This is a genomic window from Acidobacteriota bacterium (genome assembly GCA_016715115.1).
Classification (GTDB): Bacteria; Acidobacteriota; Blastocatellia; order Pyrinomonadales; family Pyrinomonadaceae; genus JAFDVJ01.
This window is the reverse complement of sequence record JADKBM010000004.1, coordinates 1126745-1147939: the sequence shown is the minus strand read 5'-3', so window position 1 is coordinate 1147939 and position 21195 is coordinate 1126745. Positions and strand designations below refer to the sequence as shown.

General features: G+C 54.5%; 19 protein-coding genes and 4 tRNA genes. All 23 read left to right on the top strand.

The window, feature by feature from the left end; genetic code table 11:
- Positions 1 to 60 precede the first annotated feature (60 nt).
- The 23 genes from IPN69_07295 (at position 61) to rpoB (ending at position 21194) form a co-directional block, all read left to right on the top strand.
- The gene (locus IPN69_07295; GenBank protein ID MBK8810525.1) at positions 61 to 873 is read left to right on the top strand and encodes a hypothetical protein; all 813 of its coding nucleotides are present in this window, start codon (positions 61 to 63) and stop codon (positions 871 to 873) included.
- On the top strand, positions 860 to 2821 hold the full coding sequence (locus IPN69_07290; GenBank protein MBK8810524.1) for a hypothetical protein: 1962 nt from the start codon (positions 860 to 862) through the stop codon (positions 2819 to 2821). Before IPN69_07295 ends, IPN69_07290 begins: the two co-directional genes overlap by 14 nt.
- Positions 2822 to 3222: 401 nt before the next feature.
- Positions 3223 to 4206, top strand: coding sequence for an IS110 family transposase (locus IPN69_07285; GenBank protein MBK8810523.1), 984 nt, complete (start codon positions 3223 to 3225; stop codon positions 4204 to 4206).
- A gap of 106 nt (positions 4207 to 4312) precedes the next feature.
- Complete coding sequence (locus IPN69_07280) at positions 4313 to 4675, top strand: hypothetical protein (GenBank protein ID MBK8810522.1); 363 nt, start codon at positions 4313 to 4315, stop codon at positions 4673 to 4675.
- A gap of 515 nt (positions 4676 to 5190) precedes the next feature.
- On the top strand, positions 5191 to 5805 hold the full coding sequence (locus IPN69_07275) for a hypothetical protein (GenBank protein MBK8810521.1): 615 nt from the start codon (positions 5191 to 5193) through the stop codon (positions 5803 to 5805).
- Between the two features lie 35 nt (positions 5806 to 5840).
- The gene (locus tag IPN69_07270; protein MBK8810520.1) at positions 5841 to 6200 is read left to right on the top strand and encodes a transcriptional regulator; all 360 of its coding nucleotides are present in this window, start codon (positions 5841 to 5843) and stop codon (positions 6198 to 6200) included.
- Positions 6201 to 6229: 29 nt separating this feature from the next.
- Positions 6230 to 6913, top strand: coding sequence for a hypothetical protein (locus IPN69_07265; protein ID MBK8810519.1), 684 nt, complete (start codon positions 6230 to 6232; stop codon positions 6911 to 6913).
- Positions 6910 to 8097, top strand: a complete 1188-nt coding sequence (locus IPN69_07260) for an NAD(P)/FAD-dependent oxidoreductase (GenBank protein MBK8810518.1) — start codon at positions 6910 to 6912, stop codon at positions 8095 to 8097. Before IPN69_07265 ends, IPN69_07260 begins: the two co-directional genes overlap by 4 nt.
- The gene (locus IPN69_07255; GenBank protein MBK8810517.1) at positions 8094 to 9758 is read left to right on the top strand and encodes a DUF4173 domain-containing protein; all 1665 of its coding nucleotides are present in this window, start codon (positions 8094 to 8096) and stop codon (positions 9756 to 9758) included. Before IPN69_07260 ends, IPN69_07255 begins: the two co-directional genes overlap by 4 nt.
- 35 nt (positions 9759 to 9793) lie before the next feature.
- Complete coding sequence (xerD, locus tag IPN69_07250) at positions 9794 to 10720, top strand: site-specific tyrosine recombinase XerD (GenBank protein ID MBK8810516.1); 927 nt, start codon at positions 9794 to 9796, stop codon at positions 10718 to 10720.
- Positions 10721 to 10810: 90 nt separating this feature from the next.
- A tRNA-Tyr gene (locus IPN69_07245) sits at positions 10811 to 10898 on the top strand.
- A 90-nt stretch (positions 10899 to 10988) separates the two neighbouring features.
- Positions 10989 to 11064, top strand: a tRNA-Gly gene (locus IPN69_07240).
- Positions 11065 to 11083: 19 nt separating this feature from the next.
- A tRNA-Thr gene (locus IPN69_07235) sits at positions 11084 to 11158 on the top strand.
- A gap of 53 nt (positions 11159 to 11211) precedes the next feature.
- A complete protein-coding gene (gene tuf, locus IPN69_07230; GenBank protein MBK8810515.1) occupies positions 11212 to 12399 on the top strand; it encodes an elongation factor Tu in 1188 nt (395 codons plus the stop codon).
- Positions 12400 to 12497: 98 nt separating this feature from the next.
- Complete coding sequence (gene rpmG / locus IPN69_07225; protein MBK8810514.1) at positions 12498 to 12650, top strand: 50S ribosomal protein L33; 153 nt, start codon at positions 12498 to 12500, stop codon at positions 12648 to 12650.
- A gap of 107 nt (positions 12651 to 12757) precedes the next feature.
- Positions 12758 to 12833: transfer RNA gene (locus IPN69_07220), tRNA-Trp, on the top strand.
- A gap of 24 nt (positions 12834 to 12857) precedes the next feature.
- On the top strand, positions 12858 to 13112 hold the full coding sequence (gene secE / locus IPN69_07215; GenBank protein MBK8810513.1) for a preprotein translocase subunit SecE: 255 nt from the start codon (positions 12858 to 12860) through the stop codon (positions 13110 to 13112).
- Positions 13113 to 13122: 10 nt separating this feature from the next.
- On the top strand, positions 13123 to 13683 hold the full coding sequence (gene nusG / locus IPN69_07210; protein MBK8810512.1) for a transcription termination/antitermination protein NusG: 561 nt from the start codon (positions 13123 to 13125) through the stop codon (positions 13681 to 13683).
- Positions 13684 to 13790: 107 nt separating this feature from the next.
- Positions 13791 to 14219, top strand: a complete 429-nt coding sequence (gene rplK, locus IPN69_07205; GenBank protein ID MBK8810511.1) for a 50S ribosomal protein L11 — start codon at positions 13791 to 13793, stop codon at positions 14217 to 14219.
- A 201-nt stretch (positions 14220 to 14420) separates the two neighbouring features.
- Entirely contained in the window at positions 14421 to 15116 is a 696-nt protein-coding gene (locus tag IPN69_07200) for a 50S ribosomal protein L1 (GenBank protein MBK8810510.1), read from the top strand.
- Between the two features lie 24 nt (positions 15117 to 15140).
- Positions 15141 to 15665 (top strand): 50S ribosomal protein L10, encoded by a 525-nt coding sequence (locus IPN69_07195; GenBank protein MBK8810509.1) that lies wholly within the window; start codon positions 15141 to 15143, stop codon positions 15663 to 15665.
- Between the two features lie 314 nt (positions 15666 to 15979).
- Positions 15980 to 16369: a 50S ribosomal protein L7/L12 gene (rplL, locus tag IPN69_07190; GenBank protein MBK8810508.1), complete on the top strand. Its 390-nt coding sequence runs from the start codon at positions 15980 to 15982 to the stop codon at positions 16367 to 16369.
- Positions 16370 to 16742: 373 nt separating this feature from the next.
- The gene (gene rpoB / locus IPN69_07185) at positions 16743 to 21194 is read left to right on the top strand and encodes a DNA-directed RNA polymerase subunit beta (protein ID MBK8810507.1); all 4452 of its coding nucleotides are present in this window, start codon (positions 16743 to 16745) and stop codon (positions 21192 to 21194) included.
- Position 21195 lies beyond the last annotated feature (1 nt).

The following is a 21195-nucleotide window of genomic DNA, read 5'->3' as shown; positions in this document are numbered from 1 at the left end:
CACCGGCATTCTGCTTAAATTCAAGACAGCTACTCCGTTCGTATTCAATTAGGCAATTCGATGAACATCCCGGCCAAAATTGGCGTTACGATATCGCTGCTTTTCTCTGTTGCGGCGTTGGCCTGCAGCGATCGAAAAACCGAAACACCGACGAGTGAAGTCTCCGGACCGACACCCGCGATTACCGCGACTGCAACGCCCGAACCGGCGCCCTCGGCGAGTCCGAGAATCCCGAATCTTCAGTCTGAAATACTGAGCAAGGACTCAACAGTCAGTTCATCACCGATCGGAAAGTTCGATTTCAAGAACTTCAGTTATCCGTTGCCGCGCGGTTGGCAGGATTCGGATGGAAAAGAAGCCGATCTCGTCAACGGCAAACGGCCGTTCACGATGACGCCTGAGGTTGAGCGGATCGGGCTTTCGTTCGTCACGGTCAAGTACTTCGACGCGACGGGCGATGGCGAGCACGAGGCCATCGTGGTCCTGAAGATCGAGACGGGCGGCTCGGCGATCCCGCAGCTCGTTTACATCTTCAAATGGAAGGATGATGCTCCCGAATTGGTCTGGAACTTCCGCACCGGCGATCGGGCCGACGGCGGCCTGAAAAACATACGGCTCGAGGACGGCAAAGTTGTCGTCGATTTGTTCGGCCAAGATCGGTATATCGTCGGCGAACTCGACACGGCAAAGATCACCGGAGACGAAGAACAGATCTGCTGTCCGACGCATTGGACCAGATCTCGCTATAAATGGAACGGCACCGCCTTTCGCCTTGAGGGAAAGCGTCTGACGTTTTCGACGGCAAACAGCGACGCGCCGCCCGTCGAAAATATGGTCGAGGCGGTCCAAAAGCAAAATAGTGGAAAAAAATAAGGGCTTCTGGATTCTTGCTATCTATCTTTTTCTGGCGGTCTACCTGCTGCCGATGTTTCCCCACGGCGGTTCCGCCGATGAGCTTACTCGCTGGGCGACTGCCGCGTCCTTGGTTGAAAAGTCGTCGTTCGAGATCAGCTGGACGGAAGAACTTATCGGCCCGAGTGTCGAAACCGCTAAAGTCGGATCGGCAACCTATTCAAACAAACCGCCGGGAATGTCGATGCTCGCGGCGCCGATCTACGCACTCACACGAGCAATCGTCGGGCCGCCGAACGCTTCAAATCTTCGAATCAGCTGGTTCGTAATGCGGTTTTTCTTTTCGACCCTGCCGATCCTTCTTCTGGGCTGGTGGCTTTACAGTCGCGACACCGATGAGTTTTCTCTGGCGATTCTTCTGTTCGCCTCACCTTTATTCGTTTATTCGCTACTTTTCTTTTCACATGTTTTCGTCGGCGTCCTGCTTTATGCTGCGTTCCGAGTGATCTATGACGCGCCGCGGATATTCCTTCGAAACTGCTTTCTCGCCGGATCGATCTGCGGCCTCGCTGTAATTTCCGAGTTTCCGGCGTTGATTCCGGTGGCAGTGCTCGGCGGCGGCCTGTTGTTTGCGCCTCGTGAGGATCGTTTTCGAAACGTCTTTTTCTTTCTTGCCGGCAGCGCGCCGTTCGCGATGATTTTGGCGGCTTACAACTACTCGCTTTACGGCTCGCCATTCGCGCTATCGTACGCGTACGAGTCATTCCCGGGATTGGCGGACGGGACGGGCGGCGTCGGCGTTCCGTCGCTTTCAAGTCTTTACCTTCTTCTCTTTTCGCCGGCCCGCGGTTTGTTCTTTTACGCGCCGATTCTGGTCCTTTCGGTAGTTGCTTTCGTTACTTCGCGTGAATACCGGACTCGTCGCCATAGGGTGAAGGTTGCGATTATTGTCGTCTCTGTGATCGCGTTGTGCGGCCACGGCGCGGCGCACGGAGGTTGGGCATTCGGCGCGCGCTATCTCGTGATGCTGCTTCCCTTGCTTCTGGACTCGTTCTTCGACGGCGAGATATATGAATTTTCGAATCTCTGGCAGGGCTTTCTTTTTGCGATCTCGTTCGTGCTTTGCACCGTTCCGATCCTGACGTTTCCATTTGCGCCACCCGAATTCAGATATCCGCACAACAGTTTTTGGGGCAAATTCCTGTGGAATGAAAACTGGTTCACGCCGAATCTGGCGAACGTCGCCGGGTTCCCTTCAAGTATCTGGACGATTCTTCCGGCGGCGATAATGTTGGTTGCGGTCTTTTATATTGTCTGGCGGTACGCGCGACGTCCGGCGCGCTTTTTCGTCGGCGCCACGGTCGGACTTTTGGTCGTCGCGGGGTACTTTCTTCTTCCCAACCTCGACAGTTCGGAGAAACAATTTCGCCGCGCGGCGATCGCCGAATCTTATTTCAGGCCTGCGGGCAGACTTGAGAATTTCCGGGGTTCGATGAATTCTGAACGCCTGCGAGATATGGAATGGAGTATCGCCGAAACCCGCGCCTCCGCACCGGACGATTTTCCATATCTTGAAACACGCGGAAGAACGCCGTCGCCGACCGCCGAATTGAAGAGAGCATTGTCGCTACAGCAAGCGGGAAACGGTCTCGAAGCTGAATCAGCGCTTCAAAAAGGCAAGGAGCTTTTTCCGTTCGCCCGCTGCGAGTTCGCAACCAGTTTGTCGGACATTTATCTCACAACCGACCGAAAGGACCTCGCGTTGACGGAACTCGAAAGCATACAGGAACTTGTCACCCCGAGTTCGCGGCCCGAATGCCTGCGCTCGCAATTCCTGCTCGCCACACTTTACCGGGAGAACGGCCAAACCGGTCAAGCAGATCAAATGCTTCAGAAGTTTCTGGCGAATTCAGCAAACTCGAACGATCCGCAGATAAGGAGCTTGCGTCAACAGGCACTTGCGAAATAACCCGCTGGATTTGGGAATTGGGATTTGGGATTCTCGATTTCAATTCAGATTCCGCATTTTTGAATCCTGTAAGCCTGTTGGAGAAATCCATATGACAACCGACTTTACATCTTCAAGCGTGCGGAGCACGCGAACTTGCGGTAGCACCACGTGAAGCGGAGCGGAACGTGGTGGCCCGTCGCCACGACCTCCAAAGCGTGTGTAACACGCGTAACTCTCGTGATTGCAGCAGGTCCGCGTGATGTTATAAAGACGGTTTCTCCCCAGTCAGTGTTATGCTGACGAGTATTCAAGGTCTCTTCGTGTCGAAGATAAGGAGAAACCGTTATGGAAGTATACTACGGAGTCGACTTTCATCCACATCAGCAGACGATCTGCTGGCTGGATGACGGGACGGGGAATTGAAAACAAGAACGATATTCCACAAGAACCGTGAGGAGTTGGCCGGGTTTTACCGGGAGATGCCGAAGGGAACGGTCGGCATCGAGGCGACTGGGAAGGCCGACTGGTTCGAGGAACTGATGTTTGAAAACGGACACAGGTTGCTGGTAGGCAATTCGGGTTTGATAAGGAAGAGGGCGGAGTCGCGGCACAAGTCGGATACACGGGACGCGGAGAACATCCTGACGCTATTGATGAGACAGGAGTTCCCGGCGCTTTGGAGAAGGAGCCGGGAGAGCGTGGCGATCCTTGAGATGATCCGGCTGAGGTCGGGGCTGGTGAGGCAGCGGACGCAGGTTTACAACCGGCTGCAGGCGCTGGCGCACGATTTCGGGCTGCCGAAAGGGAGGATGGGGACGCAAGCGTACCGGGAGACCCTGGAGGCGGTGCCGGCCGATCCGCGCAAGGCGCTGCGGCGGGAGATCCTGCTGCGGACGGCAGAGCAGCTGAGCGGGAACATCCACGAGATCGAGCGCCGGCTTGAGGAAGAAGGCGGGACCGATCCGCGGGTGGCGTTGCTGAGGACGCAGGCCGGGGTCGGCATCCTGACGGCGCTTTGCCTGATCCATACGCTGGGCGAGGTCGCGCGCTTTTCCTCGTCGAGCCAGGTGGTTGCGTTCGCGGGACTTTGCCCGCTTGAGAAGAGCTCGGGAGCCCGGGTAAGCTTCGGCGGGATCAGCCGTGCGGGGTCGCCGCTGCTGCGCTACATGCTCGGGCAGGCGGCGAACGCGGCGGCCCGGAGGGACGAACGGCTGAGGGCGTTCTACCGGAGACTCGCCAGAAAGAAAACCAGGCGGGTGGCGAAAACGGCCGTCACCAGAAAGCTTCTTGTCAAACTCTCGGTCATGTTGCGGGAGAACATCACCGCACGGGAGTTTGACATGCGTGGCAGCACAGCCGGAGATACCCGTGGTGAAACAAGGTCTGAAATGACCGTCGCGTGATTGGGTTATCCGGCCTTCTGCCCGTTCGGGGGCAGATGTGCGAAGCAACATCAAGGGAAGAAGTCCCGGGAAACGGGCCTTCGCCAATACCCGGATAGATGAATGAGTGGACCGCGCCGAACGGGGTCACAAGCCGAAAGGCTTTGCTCGCAAAGCGCCTGGCCGCGCCAACAAGCGGCAGGCGGCAAACAGAAAGAAACGAAAAACAACCGGCAGCGAGGATGATCTTGAATGGACAAAGGCACTTTCTTCGACGCCCCCGGATCGGGGGAGCGCCGGAGGTGTGTCCGGGCGGCGAGCGGTGCCGGCCGGTCTGGTCGAACCCGAAGAAGGCTATGGAAATGCCGCTCATGTGGAAATTGAGGAAAAACAAAAAACGTTTTCCCTCAATTCCCACAATCGCTTGGAAAAGCCAAAAAGCGGCTTTTCCACATTCCCACAGCCACGGCTGCTGGGTATAAATCATTGAAAACCAAAGACAAAGACAGATCAATTCTCGGGACAGCAACTGCCCCGGAGATAAGGATAATGACGACGAACCTTGAAACCGGAACCGAACTTTCTTTCACCAATATCATTGGCGGACCGCAAAGTTCACTTCCGAACTTGACACCGAAACCGTCTTTATAGATGTTTCACACGCTCGTTGGAATTGTCCGTGGCTGACACCACGTTCCGCTTCGCTTCACATGGTGCTATCGTACGTTCGCGTGCTCCGCACGCTTGAAGAAGTCAATTAGGCCCAGATTACTCATTAAAAGCAATTTCCCGCGAAATACGCGAAAAACAACATCAAAAATGCCATTTTTCGCGTTTTTGGCGGGTTTCGCGGGAGAGAAATTTTCTGTTACGTAATTTGGGTTAAGTTCTCAAACGACTTTCTCGGACAAACTCTTTGATCTTGAAATCGATTCTGAAATCTTTAACTTTGCATTACAAAGTTCTTGACACAGCGAATAACTTGACGTATCTTTAACACAGATTATGGCCAAGCTTGAACCATTGCGCGACAGATCGAACGATCCGATAAACATCAGCGACCGGGCGATCGATAATCTGAAGTTCATCCGCGAAACGATGGAGCGCTCGACGAGTTTTACGGCAGTTCCCGGTTACGGCGGAGTTCTGATGGGCGTGACCGCGCTCGGCGCGGCATTTGTCGCCAACTCACAGACGTCGATCCGCGGTTGGCTTTTCGTCTGGCTGACCGAAGCCGCGCTCGCCGCGGTGATCGGACTTTTCGCGATGTGGCAAAAATCCCGGATCTCGAAATCTTCGCTGCTCTCCGGACCCGCCAAGAAACTGTTGGTCAACTCGTTGCCACCGATTCTTTGCGGCGTTTTCATCACGCTGGGGCTTTGGCGATTCGGACATTTTGAAGTAATGATCCCGGTTTGGATAATGTGCTACGGCGCCGCTGTCGTTTGCGGCGGCGCATTTTCCGTGAGGGCCGTTCCGGTGATGGGATGGTGCTTTCTCGCGCTCGGCGCGGTGGCGTTCTTTGTTCCGCCCGGTTTCGGAAACATGATGATGGGTCTGAGTTTTGGACTTTTGCACGTCGTTTTCGGATGCGTGATCGGAAGGCGCTACGGCGGTTAGTTTGGGGTTAACAAATGGCAGTCAGAAAATTGGCAATGGAGACAAATGGCACGACGCGGCGATCTTCCCTGCGGGTTGAAAAGGCGGCCGAAGCCGTCTCGAACGAACTCGACAAGATCATCCACGAACGCGCCCGTTTGGGAATTATCAGCGCGCTGGCGGCGAACGAGTCGCTGTCTTTCACGGATCTCAAGAACCTGTTGAACACGTCCGACGGCAACGTCAGCGTTCACGCGCGGAAGCTCGAAGAGGCCGGATACCTGACTTGCGAAAAATCGTTCAAAGGCCGGGTTCCGCTGACCGAATATCGAATCACTGAGGCCGGCCGCGAAGCGCTTGGCCGCTATCTGAACCATATGGAAGCATTGATAAACGCGATGAAGGGCGGCGTTTGATTTGCGATTTGCGATTTGCGATTTGCGATTTGCGATTTGCGATTGAGAAGGATATGGGCGTGATCTTGCTTTTGATGACAATTCTCGGCGCAGCCTGCGCGACCGTTGCGCTTGCGTTTGCGATCTTTACGAAGCGAACCGGGTTCAGGAATTCTGTCGTCGTCGGCGCAATCGCCTGGTGCGTGCTTTATGCCATCGCACTCGTTGGACTCTCATTTCTAAGCGAACCTTCGACGATCGCGATGAATCAGCCGAAGGTGTTCTGTGGTTTCTACATAGATTGCCATCTTCACGCGTCGGTAACGGATGTACGAAAATCCAAATCAATCGGAAATCTGACCGCCCGCGGCGAATTCAACGTCGTAACCGTGAGAGTCTTCAGCGATGCTCGTGATCCATCTATTTCAATGAGACTGCTTGAGCCGTCGGCGAGGGTTCTCGATGGACGGGGCCTTATTCATCAGCGCGACACGGAGGCTGAAAAGCTGCTGCCGAGCGCGACTGTTTCTCTGGATCAGGACGTGAAAACGAACGAGCCTTTCGAAAAAGAGATCGTGTTCGATCTGCCGGACGATGCTTTCGCGGCACGGCTCGACATCAGCGAAGCCTACGGGATCGACAAGTTTATCGAAGCGATATTGATCGGTGATGAGGACAGTCTCTGGCACGCGAGAAAGTATCTTTCGTTGGAAAAGAACAACCCAAAATTATGAAGACCTTTGATGTAGTGATCATCGGTGCCGGCCTGGCCGGTCTGCAATGCGCCAAGCTGCTCTCGCAGCGAGGCGCAAAAATTTTGCTCGTCGACCGCAAAGGAGATCTCACGCGCGCCGTGCATACGACGGGGATCTTCGTTCGAAAGACGCTTGAGGATTTCGACTTTCCCAACGGAACGCTCGGCCGCGCGGTAAAGAAAGTGACGCTTTACTCGCCACGCTTGAAATCGTTCGAACTCGAAAGCGAGCACGAGGAGTTTCGTGTCGGAAAGATGGGCGTCCTGTATGAGTCGATGCTCGATGAATGCGTCTCCAACGGCGTTGAGTTTTCGAACGGCACGCGATACATCGCGGCAAAACCCGCAGACAGGATTGGACGCGGCGCGAAATTCCCAAGTCAGGGAACGACCGTCACGCTTGAAAGAAAAGGCAGGTCATTCAATGTCCGAGCGACTGTTTTGATCGGCGCCGACGGAGCAAGATCTCGCGTCGCGAAAGACCTTAAGCTTGACGAGAACCGTGAATGGATCGTCGGTTACGAGGAAGTTTACAGATCCAAAGACGCGGAATCCGAACCGCGTCTGCATTGCTTCCTCGACGGCGAACTCGCGCCCGGCTATCTCGCCTGGATCGCCGATGACGGCGAGGAAATCCACATCGGTGTTGGTGGTTATCCGGCTGTTTTCGATCCGCGCGAAGCGTTATCATTGTTTAAGGAGAAGACGAGAACGGTCGTCGATATTTCCGGTCTTGAGCATGTCGAGTCGCGCGGTGGACGAATACCGGTCGGCGGAGTCTTACGGCGAATCGCAAACGAACACGGGCTCTTGATCGGCGACGCCGCCGGTGCCGTGTCGCCCTTGACCGCCGGCGGGCTCGACCCGGCAATGCGTTTATCGCTTTTTGCCGCGGAAGTGGTTTCGGAAAGGCTGCGCACCGGCGATGCTTCGGTGCTTTTCAAATACTCGGGCGAGAGATTTCGCGCGAGGTTCATATCGCGGCTCTGGATGCGGCGGATCATCAGGGCATTCACCGGTCAGCGGCTTCTCGAGTTCGGATTCGCCGTTCTCAGAAGCCGGATCGGGCAAAGGTTCGCGAGTTACGTCTTTTTTGGCCGAGGTTCGTTTCCCGACGTGGAAACGGAATTCGCGCGATCCGGGAATTTGGCGGTGGATTTATGAACGAACGATCGAAGAGCGGTTTGGAAATTCTGCAGGCTGCGATCCTGCTCGGAATCTTGTGCGACGTCCTCTTGCGCCATACGCCGTGGGGTTTGAACGTTTCGCTGGTCGTGAGCGTGCTGGCGGCGGCAATGGTAATGCTCCTCTGGCGACGCAAGCGTGAGTTTTGGAGTCCGGCCAGCGGCGCCCTGATCGCGGCGACGGTGCTCTGCGGATTGGGATTTGCGTGGCGGGACTCGATCGAACTCAAAATGCTGAATTCCGCCGCAATATTCATCATTCTTGCGGTGCTTGTGTTGCCCGCGTTGCGGATCGACATCCGGTCCGCCGGCGTTTACCACTACGCGATCGGATTCTTCTGGTCGGGAGTGAACGCCGCGTTCTCGCCTTTTCTTGTGCTTTTCAATGACATCGAATGGAGCGCGGTTTCGCGGGAAGGCTGGAAAAAGCACTTTGTTTCGGTCCTTCGCGGCGCGGCCATCGCCGCACCTTTGTTATTCATTTTCGGCGCGCTCTTCGTCGCGGCCGACGCCGTCTTTCAGGGAATCGTGGAACGAACGCTGAACATTCGGGCCGATCTGATCCTTCAGCACGGCTTTATGATCGGTTTCTTCTCGTGGATCGCGGCCGGTTATCTTCGCGGAGTGATCACCGAGAGTCTTGCAAATGACGTGAAAAGCACCTTTCTTGAAAAAACGGAAGCTTCGGAACCCATTCCGAGCATCACGACGACCGTTGAAGAATCAAACGCCGAGGAAACCAAGACCGACGAAAGCAAATGGGACTGGCGCCAACCCGAAAGCAATTTTCTTCCGGCGACCCTCACGATCGGTCCGATCGAGGTCGGCGTCGCGATGGGTTTGATCAATCTGCTCTTTTTGCTTTTTGTGATCGTTCAGATCCCATATCTCTTCGGCGGTTTTGAACTGGTCCAGCAGACCGAGAACCTTAAGCTCGCCGATTACGCGCGCCGCGGTTTCGGTGAGCTTGTGACGGTCGCGGCGCTCGTTCTCCCGACCCTTCTGTTTTCTCACTGGCTGCTCAGAAAGGAATCGCCCGCCGCCGAGAAACTATATCGCGTAATGGCAGGCATTCAACTCGCTCTGCTTTTCGTCATAATGGCATCGGCGGCGCAGCGCCTCTTCGTTCTCACGGGCAATCTCGGCTACGGCCTGACGACCGTCCGTTTCTACCCGATGGTGTTTATGATCTGGCTCGCGGTCGTCTTCATCTGGTTCGCGATCACGGTCCTTCGCGGAAAGCGTTCGCAGTTCGCCTGGGGCGCGTTGTGGTCGGCGCTTTGCGTCCTCGGAATCCTGCACTTGATCAACCCGAACGAATTCATCGTGCGGACCAACATCGCGCTGATGCGTGAAGGCCGGTCGTTCGACGTGCAATACAATTCCAATTTGAGTGACGATGCGATACCGCTCATGCTTGAATCATTTCCATCGCTCGGCGCCGCAGAACCGCTTGATTCGATTCAATCTCGTATGAAGACTCAGCTCGGGCGCCGCCTTTGCGAAATACGGACCGAAACCGACCTTCGGAGTTTCAACCTCGCTCGCTGGCGTGCAAAGCGCGCTTTCGACGTTGATAAGAACTGGGTTGAGTTTGTCGGAAACTGCGAGCAGTTCGACTATCGCCGAGGATTCGATTAAATTGAATGAGCGGGTGAGTCGAGCGTTCGCATTGTATGACCGAAACAACTTCACGAAAACGCGATCTGTTGGGCGAGTATTTGCTCTATTTGCGGGTCGAAAAAGGCCTCGCGAAGAACTCGGTCGAGAGTTACGAACGGGACCTGAGAAAACTCGAACGATGGGCGGATCGACTCGAATATGATTTGACGAAGATCACGCGCCGCGATCTCCGCGAGTTTCTGATCGATCTTTCGAGCGAGAAGCTGTCTCCGACATCGGTCAATCGCATCATCAGCGCCATCCGCGGATTTTACAAGTTCCTGCAGTTCGACCGTCATATCGAGAAGAATCCGGCCGAGGATATTGAAGCGCAGCGCACGACCGCCTACCTTCCGAACTTCCTGAACAAGCAAGAGATCGAGGAACTTCTCGCGATTCCCGATGTTTCGGGCGAGATTGGACTTCGCGACCGGACGATCCTCGAGACGATGTATGCCTGCGGCCTGCGCGTGTCGGAGCTATGCTCGCTTCAAATTGCGGACGTCGAACTCGATCAGGGCATTCTCACGTGCAAAGGAAAGGGCAGCAAGACGCGCAAGGTCCCGATCGGAAAGGTCGCCGTCGAATGGCTGCGAAGATATCTCGTTTTTCGGCGCAAAAAAGAGGATATTGAGAACCTGAATCTGTTCGTCTCGGTCCACGGAAAACCGGTCACGCGACAGGACGTTTTCAGACTTGTAAAGGAATGCGGCGAAAAGATCGGGCGTGACGACATTTCTCCGCACACGCTGCGGCATTCGTTCGCCACGCACCTCGTCCAAAACTCGGCTGACATCAGATCGGTCCAGCAAATGCTTGGTCACGCCGACATTTCAACGACCCAGATCTACACCCACATCACCGACCAGCAACTCCGCAGAACATACGAGAAGTTCCACCCGCGCGCGACCTCGTCTCCAAACCCTGACAAAAAAGACTAGCCGAAGACTTGCAAGTTCTGATTTCTTTCGATAATATGTCACTTTTGCTAACTGCCTCCAAAAGCTGGCATTAGCAACCGAAGATAACAGGCAAGGGTGGTCGAGTGGTTAATGGCACCGGGCTGTAAACCCGGCCGGCGAAAGTCGTACGTAGGTTCGAATCCTACCCCTTGCACCAGATCGATTTTGGATTTTAGATTTCTGATTTTGGATTGGTTGAATAACTCTCTCAATCCAAAATCCAAAATCACCAATCTAAAATTCACAGGCGGGAGTAGCTCAGTTGGTAGAGCATCAGCCTTCCAAGCTGAGGGTCGCGAGTTCGAGCCTCGTCTCCCGCTCCATTTTTTTGAAAGTCCGAAAGCCCGAGTAGCTCAGGGGTAGAGCGTTTCCTTGGTAAGGAAAAGGTCACGAGTTCAAATCTCGTCTTGGGCTCCATTGATTTATTTCTGTTAACGAAAACTGGCCATATTGGAGAAGACGGATAAAACATGAGTAAAGAGAAATTTGACAGAAGCAAGCCGCACGTGAACATCGGAACGATCGGACACGTTGACCACGGTAAGACGACGCTGACGGCGGCGATCACGAAGGTGATGAGCAAGCATAATCCGAAGATGACGTTTCGCTCGTTCGATTCGATCGACAACGCACCGGAAGAGAAGGCGCGCGGGATCACGATCGCGACCTCGCACGTCGAGTATGAGACGGCGAACCGTCACTACGCGCACGTTGACTGTCCGGGACACGCCGACTATGTGAAGAACATGATCACGGGCGCGGCGCAGATGGACGGGGCGATCCTGGTGGTCGCGGCGACGGACGGGCCGATGCCGCAGACGCGCGAGCACATCCTGCTCGGCCGTCAGGTCGGAGTTCCGGCGATGGTCGTCTTTATGAACAAGGTGGACATGGTCGACGACGAGGAGTTGCTGGAGTTGGTCGAGCTGGAAGTGCGCGAGTTGCTTTCGAGCTACGAGTTTCCGGGCGACGACATTCCGGTGATCAAGGGATCGGCGCTCAAGGCGCTCGAAGGCGATCCGAAGTGGGAGCCGACGATCGACGAGCTGATGCAGGCGGTGGACGACTACATTCCGACGCCGGAGCGCGACACGGACAAGCCGTTCCTGATGCCGGTGGAAGACATTTTCACGATCCAGGGCCGCGGCACGGTGGCGACGGGACGAATCGAGCGCGGGATCATCAAGGTCAACGAGCCGGTGGAGATCGTCGGCATCAAGGACACGCGCAATTCGGTCTGCACGGGAGTCGAGATGTTCAAGAAGCTTCTCGACGAGGGCCGCGCGGGAGACAACGTCGGGTTGCTGCTCCGCGGTGTCGAGCGCAAGGAGATCGAGCGCGGACAGGTCATCGCGAAGCCGGGATCGATCAAGCCGCACACGAAGTTCAAGGCGGAAGCGTATGTTTTGACGAAGGAAGAAGGCGGACGCCACACCCCGTTCTTTACGGGCTACCGGCCACAGTTCTACTTCCGCACCACGGACGTCACGGGCGTCGCGCATTTGCCGACGGGAGTCGAAATGGTGATGCCGGGCGACAACATTGCGATGGAGATCGAGCTGATCGCGCCGATCGCGATGGAAAAGGGGCTTCGGTTCGCCATCCGCGAAGGCGGCCGCACGGTCGGAGCCGGAACGGTTTCCGATATTGTTGAATAGTTAGAATTCCAAATTCCAAGATTCCAGATTCCAGGTCTGTGATCAGAACTTTCGGAATCTGGAATTTGGAATGGTGGAATTTTTGGTGGGTAGGTTTTATGCCGAGAGATAACATAATTTTGCAGTGCACGGAATGCAAAGAACGCAATTACGTGACGACCAAGAACAAGAAGAACACGCCGGGACGCCTGGAGTTCAAGAAGTTCTGCCGCCGTTGCCGTTGCCATACTGTGCACCGAGAAAACAAATAGACGGATTTTGGATCTAGAATTTGGATTGGCCTTTACATAAGGGTTCTTGTTAATCCTTTCGGACTTAGGCAATCCAGAATCAAAAATCCAAAATCCAAAATCGTCTTAGGGGTATGGTGTCAATGGTTAGCATGGAGGTCTCCAAAACCTTAGGTCCGGGTTCGAGTCCTGGTACCCCTGCCATACAATTTTTTAGGAGATAAGAAAGTGTCTGAAGCTGTTGACACCATCGATAACAAGGAAGGCGTCGGCGAGTTTATCCGCAAAACCCGCGGAGAACTCGACAAGACCAGCTTTCCGTCGTCGGAAGACGTGAAAAACACGGTGATCATCGTCATCATAAACGTGATCTTCTTCGCCGTCTACCTGTTTTTGGTCGACTGGGCGTGGATCTATATCCTCGGTGATAAGACCCATGATACCGGGCTGACGTGGCTGGTAAACAAGATCGCAGGATTTTAAGGATAACGAAATGAAACAGTGGTATTTCATCCACACCTATTCGGGTCACGAGAATAAGGTTCTGGAAAGCCTCGGAGCACGTATCAGAGATATGGAGCTCGCCGAACAGATAACCGAAGTACTGCTTCCGAAAGAAACGGTAGTTGAGATGCGCGGCAACAAGCGCATCGAATCCTCGAGAATGTTTTATCCGGGATACGTTCTGGTCGAGATCGAATGCGACGATCGCGGCAGAATTCCGGACAACGTTTTTCACGCGATCAAATCGACCCCGAAAGTGACGGGCTTCCTTGGCGGCAAGACTCCGACGCCGCTGACACAGGAAGAAGTCGACCAGATCGTGCATAACATTGAGGTTGCGACCGAGAAGCCGAAGCCGAAATTCTCTTACGAGGTTGGCGAGGTCGTGCGCATCAAATCGGGACCGTTTGCGAGCTTCACCGGTAAGGTTGAAGACATCAACGAAGAAAAAACGACTTTGAAGGTCACGGTTACGATCTTCGGACGTTCGACACCGGTCGAACTCAACTTCCTGGACGTCGAAAAAGTCACGTTCGCGGAAGAAGAATAAGTATATTTATGATTTGTGATTGCGGTTGATCTCCAATCCAAAATCCCAAATCTAAAATCCAAATGAGGACATTTCCGGTCAAGTTACCGGAATCGTAAATCAAAGAAATGGCAAAGAAAATTACAGGCTACATCAAGCTGCAGATTCCTGCGGGCAAAGCAAATCCGGCTCCGCCGATCGGACCGGCTCTCGGTCAGCACGGCGTCAACATTATGGAGTTTTGCAAGGCGTTCAACGCCAAGACGCAAAACGACGATCCGGATATGAAAGTCCCGGTCGTGATCACCGTTTACGCCGACCGTTCGTTCAGTTTTGAAACGAAGACGCCGCCGGCGGCCGATCTTTTGAGAAAGGCGTCAGGAATTCCGAAAGGATCAAGTAAACCGAATCGTGAAAAGAACGGCACTATCTCGCGTTCGCAGATCGAAGAGATCGCGAAGAAGAAGATGCCCGATCTCAACACGTCGAACCTCGAATCGGCGATGCGGACGATCGAAGGCACCGCGAAATCGATGGGACTGACGATTTTGGACTAGGGATTCGTGAATGCGGATTTGAGCTGCTCAAAACGTAGATTACGTCCCGATTTGAAAAAGTGATTGGTTGTTGAATCGTGGATTCGTTTTTGATTCGATCAGGAATCGTGATTCGGAGATCGACAATCCGATTTTGGAGTGGGAGAAATGTTAGCGCCTCGGCGCAAATTTAAGGGCATTTCGTTTGAACCACAGATAACAATGGCAAAAAAAGGAAAGAAATACAGATCGGCTCTTGAGAAGATCGAGCCGAACAAGAAATACACGCTCGAAGAAGGACTGGCAAAGCTGAAGGAAATCGCGTTTGCCAAGTTTGACGAAACGGTCGAACTGACAATGTGGCTCGGTGTCGACCCGCGAAAGGCCGACCAGATGGTTCGCGGAACGGTTGTTCTCCCGAACGGACTCGGCGGTAAGGCAAAGGTCGTCGTGGTCGTCGCGCAAGGCGACAAGATCCGCGAAGCCGAAGAAGCAGGTGCCGATTTTGCGGGCGGCGAGGATATCGTCGACCGCATCAAGGGCGGCTGGCTCGACTTCGACGCGTTGATCGCCACACCCGATATGATGGGCAAAATCGGTGCGCTCGGAAAAGTGCTCGGTCCCCGCGGTCTAATGCCCAATCCCAAAACAGGCACGGTGACGATGGACGTCAAAACCGCGATCGAAGAAACGAAAGCGGGTAAGGTCGAATATCGCGTCGACAAAACGGGCGTCATCCATTCACCCGTCGGTAAAGTGTCTTTTGACGCGGAGAAGCTTTTGGAAAACACGAGAGTTTTGATCAACGCCGTTATGAAGGCCAAACCCACCACGGCGAAAGGCCGTTACCTCAAGAAGATCAATCTTGCGGCGACAATGAGCCCGGGCGTTCTGCTCGATGAGTTGGCATTTGTTTAATAGTGAGGAGCGAGGAATAAAGTAATGAAAACCAGAGAGCAAAAACAGATCGATTTGAACGCCCTCACGACCGAGTTGAGCAATTCGAAATCCGCGATGATCGTCAGCTTCAACAAGCTGACCGTCTCGAAAGACCAGGAATTCCGGCATCAGCTTCGTGAAGTCGGCGCCAAGTACCAGGTGGTCAAGAACACGATCGCCCGGCTCGCCGTCAAGGGCACGCCGTACGAAGAGGCAAGTGAGCACTTCAAGGGCGTGACAGGCATCGTTTGGACGGAAAGCGACCCGGTCGTTTTGTCGAAAACCGTCTCGAAATTTATCAAGGACAACGCCGACTTCTTTTCATTCAAGGCCGGCGTCGTCGATGGCAAGGTCGTCAACCTCAGTCAGGTTGAAGCGATCGCCAGCTTGCCTTCGAAAGAAGAGCTTATCTCGAAACTGCTTTACGTTATCAACGCCCAGGCGCAGCGAATCGTTACGGTCATCAATGCCGTTCCGCGCGATCTGGCAGTTGTCATCAAGCAGATCGGAGAGCAAAAGCAAGCCTAGACACATTTGGGAATTGCGATTTGGGAATGCGGATGTCATTAAATCCGAAATCACAGATCGCAAATCCAAAATCAATTTGGCCGTACTCAAGGAAAGCGAGCGGCGCGATAGTCAGGTCGCGTTGCGTCGGACACTTCGTCGAGGAGATGCAACCTTCGATAAAGAGTCCCGTGGGTTCTACCGGCTGACGCGGTCAATCGCCAATGGTCAAACGTTGATTGTGCTCTCGTTACTGAAGGCACTGCCAACGAACGACGATCGGCAATTGATCATTAACTAAAACAAGAACCCTAAGTGGAGGAAATAATAAAGTTATGGCAGTTACAAAAGATGATGTTATTGAGTATTTGAAAGGAATCACGCTTCTTGAAGCGTCGGAGTTGGTCAAGGAACTTGAAGAAGTTTTCGGTGTTTCGGCCGCTGCAGCTGCGGCTCCGATGATGGTCGCGGCCGCTCCCGGAGGCGACGGCGCTGCTGCCGAAGCCGAGAAGGACACGTTTGATGTTATTCTGACCGCGCCCGGCGCTGCAAAGATCAACGTTATCAAGGTTGTCCGCGAAGTTGTTTCGGGTCTTGGACTTAAGGAAGCCAAGGACCTCGTCGATGCGGCTCCGAAGGCCATCAAAGAAGGCGTTTCGAAGGATGAGGCCGAAGAAATCAAGGCCAAACTCACCGAAGCCGGCGCGACTGTTGAGATCAAGTAAATTTGTTTGTCAGCCTCAAATAGTCCGTTTCAGGATCGAATTTGAAGTTGACGGGTTTACTTGTTAGACTTAGAGGGCAAGCGCCGAGCCGCAAGGTTCTGCGCTTGCCTTAATCGGATGAAACTCGAAACCGGGGTTTCTGGCTACAATTCGAGATAATATCTCGCATGGAGAGTTGGTGTCTTTTTTCGACACTCTCGGAAACGTAAGATAAAGCACTTAACTGCTTAAAAAGCGGTCTGGGCATACTTTGCCTAGGGCCGCATTTGCCGTCTCTTTTGGAATGTTTTGGGGAGTCTCGTGCTAGTGAGAATCCTATCAACAAAAGGCAATTAAATCAACAGTAATTTTTCTTCAAGTATTTAACAAAAATATGATTGCTAATCCGCTACAAAACAACACGAACGGTCTCGGACGCCGCACAAGTCAGGCGCCGCAACGTGTGGATTTTTCGAAGATCTACACGTCGGCGCGGATTCCGAATCTGATCGAAGTACAGCGTGAATCCTACAATCGCTTTCTTCAGATGGACCTTATCCCGGAAGAACGTGAACCAGTCGGGCTCCAGTCGGTCTTCAGGTCCATCTTTCCGGTTTCGGACTTTCGTCAGACGGCCACGCTTGAGTATGTCGAATATCAGATCGGCAACTGGCAATGCAAATGCGGCAACCTTGAAGGGCTCGAGCATCTTCGTGCGAACTGCAAAAGCTGCGGTTCAAAGGTCAAGGTCGATCCGTTCAACCCCGCGGAAGTGCTCTGCAACAGCTGCGGAACGTTCAACGCCGTTCGCCCGAACCTCTGCTCGAATTGCGGAGAACCGGTCGGTCTGAAACACAAGCACGATCAGCAGGAATGTCAGGAACGCGGAATGAGCTACAGCGTTCCGCTGAAGGTTAAGATACGTTTGACGGTTTACGATAAAGACGTCGAAACCGGAGTTTCGACCATCCGCGATATCAAAGAAGAGGAGGTTTTCTTCGGCGAGATTCCGCTGATGACTGACAACGGAACGTTTATCATCAACGGCACGGAACGCGTCATCGTCTCGCAGCTTCATCGCAGCCCGGGCGTATTCTTCAAAGGTGAACGCGACACGTTCCTCGCGAAGGTAATTCCCTATCGCGGCTCGTGGGTCGAGTTTGAATTCGACCAGAAAGGAATTCTCTACGCTCGTCTCGGAAAGCGAAAGATCCTCGCGACGATCTTTCTGCGCGCGCTTGGACTGTGGCTGAATCCGCAGATCGATATGAAGACGATCTCGGACAACATACTTGAAGAAGTCATCAAGAACTCGGAGTTCGGAAACGGCGAGATTCTTCGGATGTTCTACACGAACGACGAAGTGTCGGTAAAGAAAGGAAAGCTCTACGTCAAGGTCAAGCCGGAAGGTCCGACAAACCTCGAGGGTATGAAGTCCGAAGAGGACATCAAGGCCGATGGCGACGATGTCGTTCGCGTCGGCAAAAAGATCACCAAGATGGCGCTGCGCGAATTGCGCAAGCTCGGAACCGAGCAGGTTGAGGTCGGACAACACGATTTTGAAGGCGCCTTCGCGCTTTCGGATGTCGTCAACACTGAAACCGGCGAGGTAATCGCCGAAGCCAACAGCGAGATCACACCGGCGAAACTTCAGCAGATCGTTGAAGAAGGCGTCGCTTCGTTCCACGTGTTCTTTCCGGAAAAAGACGTCGTCGGCGGAATCATCACCCAGACGCTGAAAAAGGACACGATCAACAAACCGGTCGACGCGCTGCTCGAAATTTACCGCAAGATGCGCCCCGGCGATCCGCCGACGGTTCCGACCGCTTACCGCCTGCTTGAAGGTATGTTCTTCGACGCCCGCCGCTTCGATCTTTCGCGTGTCGGCCGACTGAAGTTCAACATCAAGATGAATCGGCCAGAACGCGACAACATCGACAATCCGCTTCTCGAAGCCGGAGATTTTCTCGAAGTCGTCCGGTATCTGTTGAAGATGAAGCGCGACAGCGACAACTTTGGGCAGGACGATATCGATCATCTCGGTAACCGCCGCGTCCGCGCGGTCGGCGAACTGCTCGAGAATCAGTTCCGCATCGGTCTCGAGCGAATGGAACGCGCGATCAAGGAAAAGATGTCCATTCAACAGGATATGTTTACGACGATGCCGCGCGATCTGGTCAATGCCAAGCCGGTGACGGCCGCGGTCCGCGAATTTTTCGGATCGTCGCAGTTGTCGCAGTTTATGGACCAAACGAATCCGCTGTCCGAAATCACGCACAAACGCCGCTTGTCCGCACTCGGACCGGGCGGTCTGTCGCGCGAGCGGGCCGGTTTCGAAGTCCGCGACGTTCACCCGACGCACTATGGCCGCATCTGTCCGATCGAGACGCCTGAAGGTCCGAACATCGGACTCATCTCGTCTCTCTCGTGCTTTGCGCGGATCAACGAATTCGGGTTCATCGAGTCGCCGTACCGCAAGGTCGAGAACGGACGGGTTATCGAATATGTCGTGATCCATAACGGCGGCGACACGGCGTTCAAACCGAAGCAGCACGTTCCGCTCGAGGACGTCGAAGCGGCCAACAAGAAACTCAAAGCGAACCAACGCCAGGCCGAGTTCGAACCGTTCCCGTTCTATCTGACCGCGTGGGAAGAAGACAAATGGATCATCGGACAGGCAAACATCGAACTCGACGAAGACGGCAATTTCGTCAACGAACGCAATGCCGCGCGGCAAAAGGGTGAATTCATCACCGCCGACCGCGCCGACATTCAGTATATGGACGTTTCGCCGAAACAACTCGTTTCGGTCGCCGCGAGCCTGATCCCTTTTCTCGAAAACGATGATGCCAACCGCGCCTTGATGGGTTCGAACATGCAGCGTCAGTCGGTTCCGCTTCTGCTTGCGGAAGCGCCGTACGTCGGGACGGGTATGGAGAAGGTCGCCGCGCGCGACTCGGGCGCGGTCGTCATCGCGAAACGTGACGGAGTGGTCGATTACGTCGATTCCGAGCGCATCATCGTCAAGGCCGACCATAACGTCGACGGCACGATCTCGCGCGAGGTAACGGCTGACATTTACAGTCTCGTCAAATTCAAGCGGTCGAACCAGAACACCTGTATCAATCAGCGACCGATCGTTCAGGTCGGCGAACGCGTGATGAAAGGACAGGTGATCGCGGACGGCCCGTGTACCGACAAGGGCGAGCTCGCTCTCGGACGCAACGTGCTCGTCTCGTTCATGCCGTGGCGCGGCTACAACTTCGAGGACGCGATCCTCGTTTCGGAACGCCTCGTGAAGGATGACTACTACACGTCGATCCATATCGAGGAACTCGAGATCGAAGCCCGCGACACGAAACTCGGGCCCGAGGAGATCACCCGCGATATCCCGAACATCGGCGAGAATATGCTTCGCGATCTCGATGAATCGGGAATCATCCGAATCGGCGCGCAGGTCAAGCCCGGCTCGATCCTCGTCGGCAAGGTGACGCCGAAGGGCGAAACTCAGTTGACCGCGGAAGAAAAACTGCTCCGCGCGATCTTCGGCGAGAAAGCCGGCGACGTTAAGGACGCAAGTTTGACGTGCCCGCCGGGAATCGACGGTACGGTCGTCGACGTTCAGGTCTTCACCCGCAAGGGCCAGGAGAAAGACGAACGTTCACGCGATATCGAGGGAATGCAGGAAGACGCGCTGCGGCGCGACCTTGAGGACGAGATCCGCATCTTGACCGAGCAGCGTGATTCGCGAATCTACGAACTTTTTGACGGACGCACGCTGACGAAAGATGTTTCGGACGGCAACACGATCCTTCTCAAAAAGGGCGAAACTCTGACGAAGGAGAAACTTCAGGGCGTCGAACTTCGCCATCTGCGAAAGGCGGACGTTTCAGCCGGAACGATCGACGTCGCGGCGGAGATCAAGGAATACGAACAGCGCACTTCGCGCCAGATCAACATCCTGAGCGATATCTACGAGGAAAAGATCACCAAGCTCAAGCAGGGTGACGAACTTCCGCCGGGAGTTATCAAACTGGTCAAGGTTTTCGTCGCGATGAAGCGCAAGCTTTCGGTCGGAGACAAAATGGCCGGACGTCACGGCAACAAGGGCGTGATCGCGCGCATTCTGCCGGAAGAGGATATGCCTTATCTTCCCGACGGAACGCCGGTCGAGATCGTTCTCAATCCGCTCGGCGTGCCGTCGCGTATGAACGTCGGACAGATTCTTGAAACGCATCTCGGTTGGGCCGCGCGCGTTCTCGGTCTGCACTTCGCGACGCCGGTCTTCGACGGAGCAAGTGAAGAAGAGATCAAGACGTTCATCGGCAAAGCCAACGAGCGTTACGACGAACTCAACATCCCGCCGTCGGTCGGACCGTCAGGCAAAACGCGTCTTTACGACGGGATGACGGGCGAACAGTTCGAGCAGAAAGTGACCGTCGGTTACATCTATATGCTCAAACTTTCGCACTTGGTCGACGATAAGATCCACGCGCGTTCGATCGGACCGTACTCGCTCATCACCCAGCAACCGCTCGGTGGCAAGGCGCAGTTCGGCGGACAGCGTTTCGGTGAAATGGAAGTGTGGGCGCTCGAAGCTTACGGCGCGGCGCACATCCTGCAGGAACTTCTGACCTGCAAATCCGATGACGTTGCCGGTCGGTCGAAGATCTACGAAACGATCGTCAAGGGCGATTCGGACTTCCAGCCGGGAATTCCTGAATCGTTCAACGTTCTCGTACGCGAACTCCAATCGCTGTGTCTCGATGTCGAACTCATTACCGAAGATGAGATCGATCCGGACGCGGCTCTCGAAGGTGTCGGTGAATTGGTAGGAGCAGACTAGG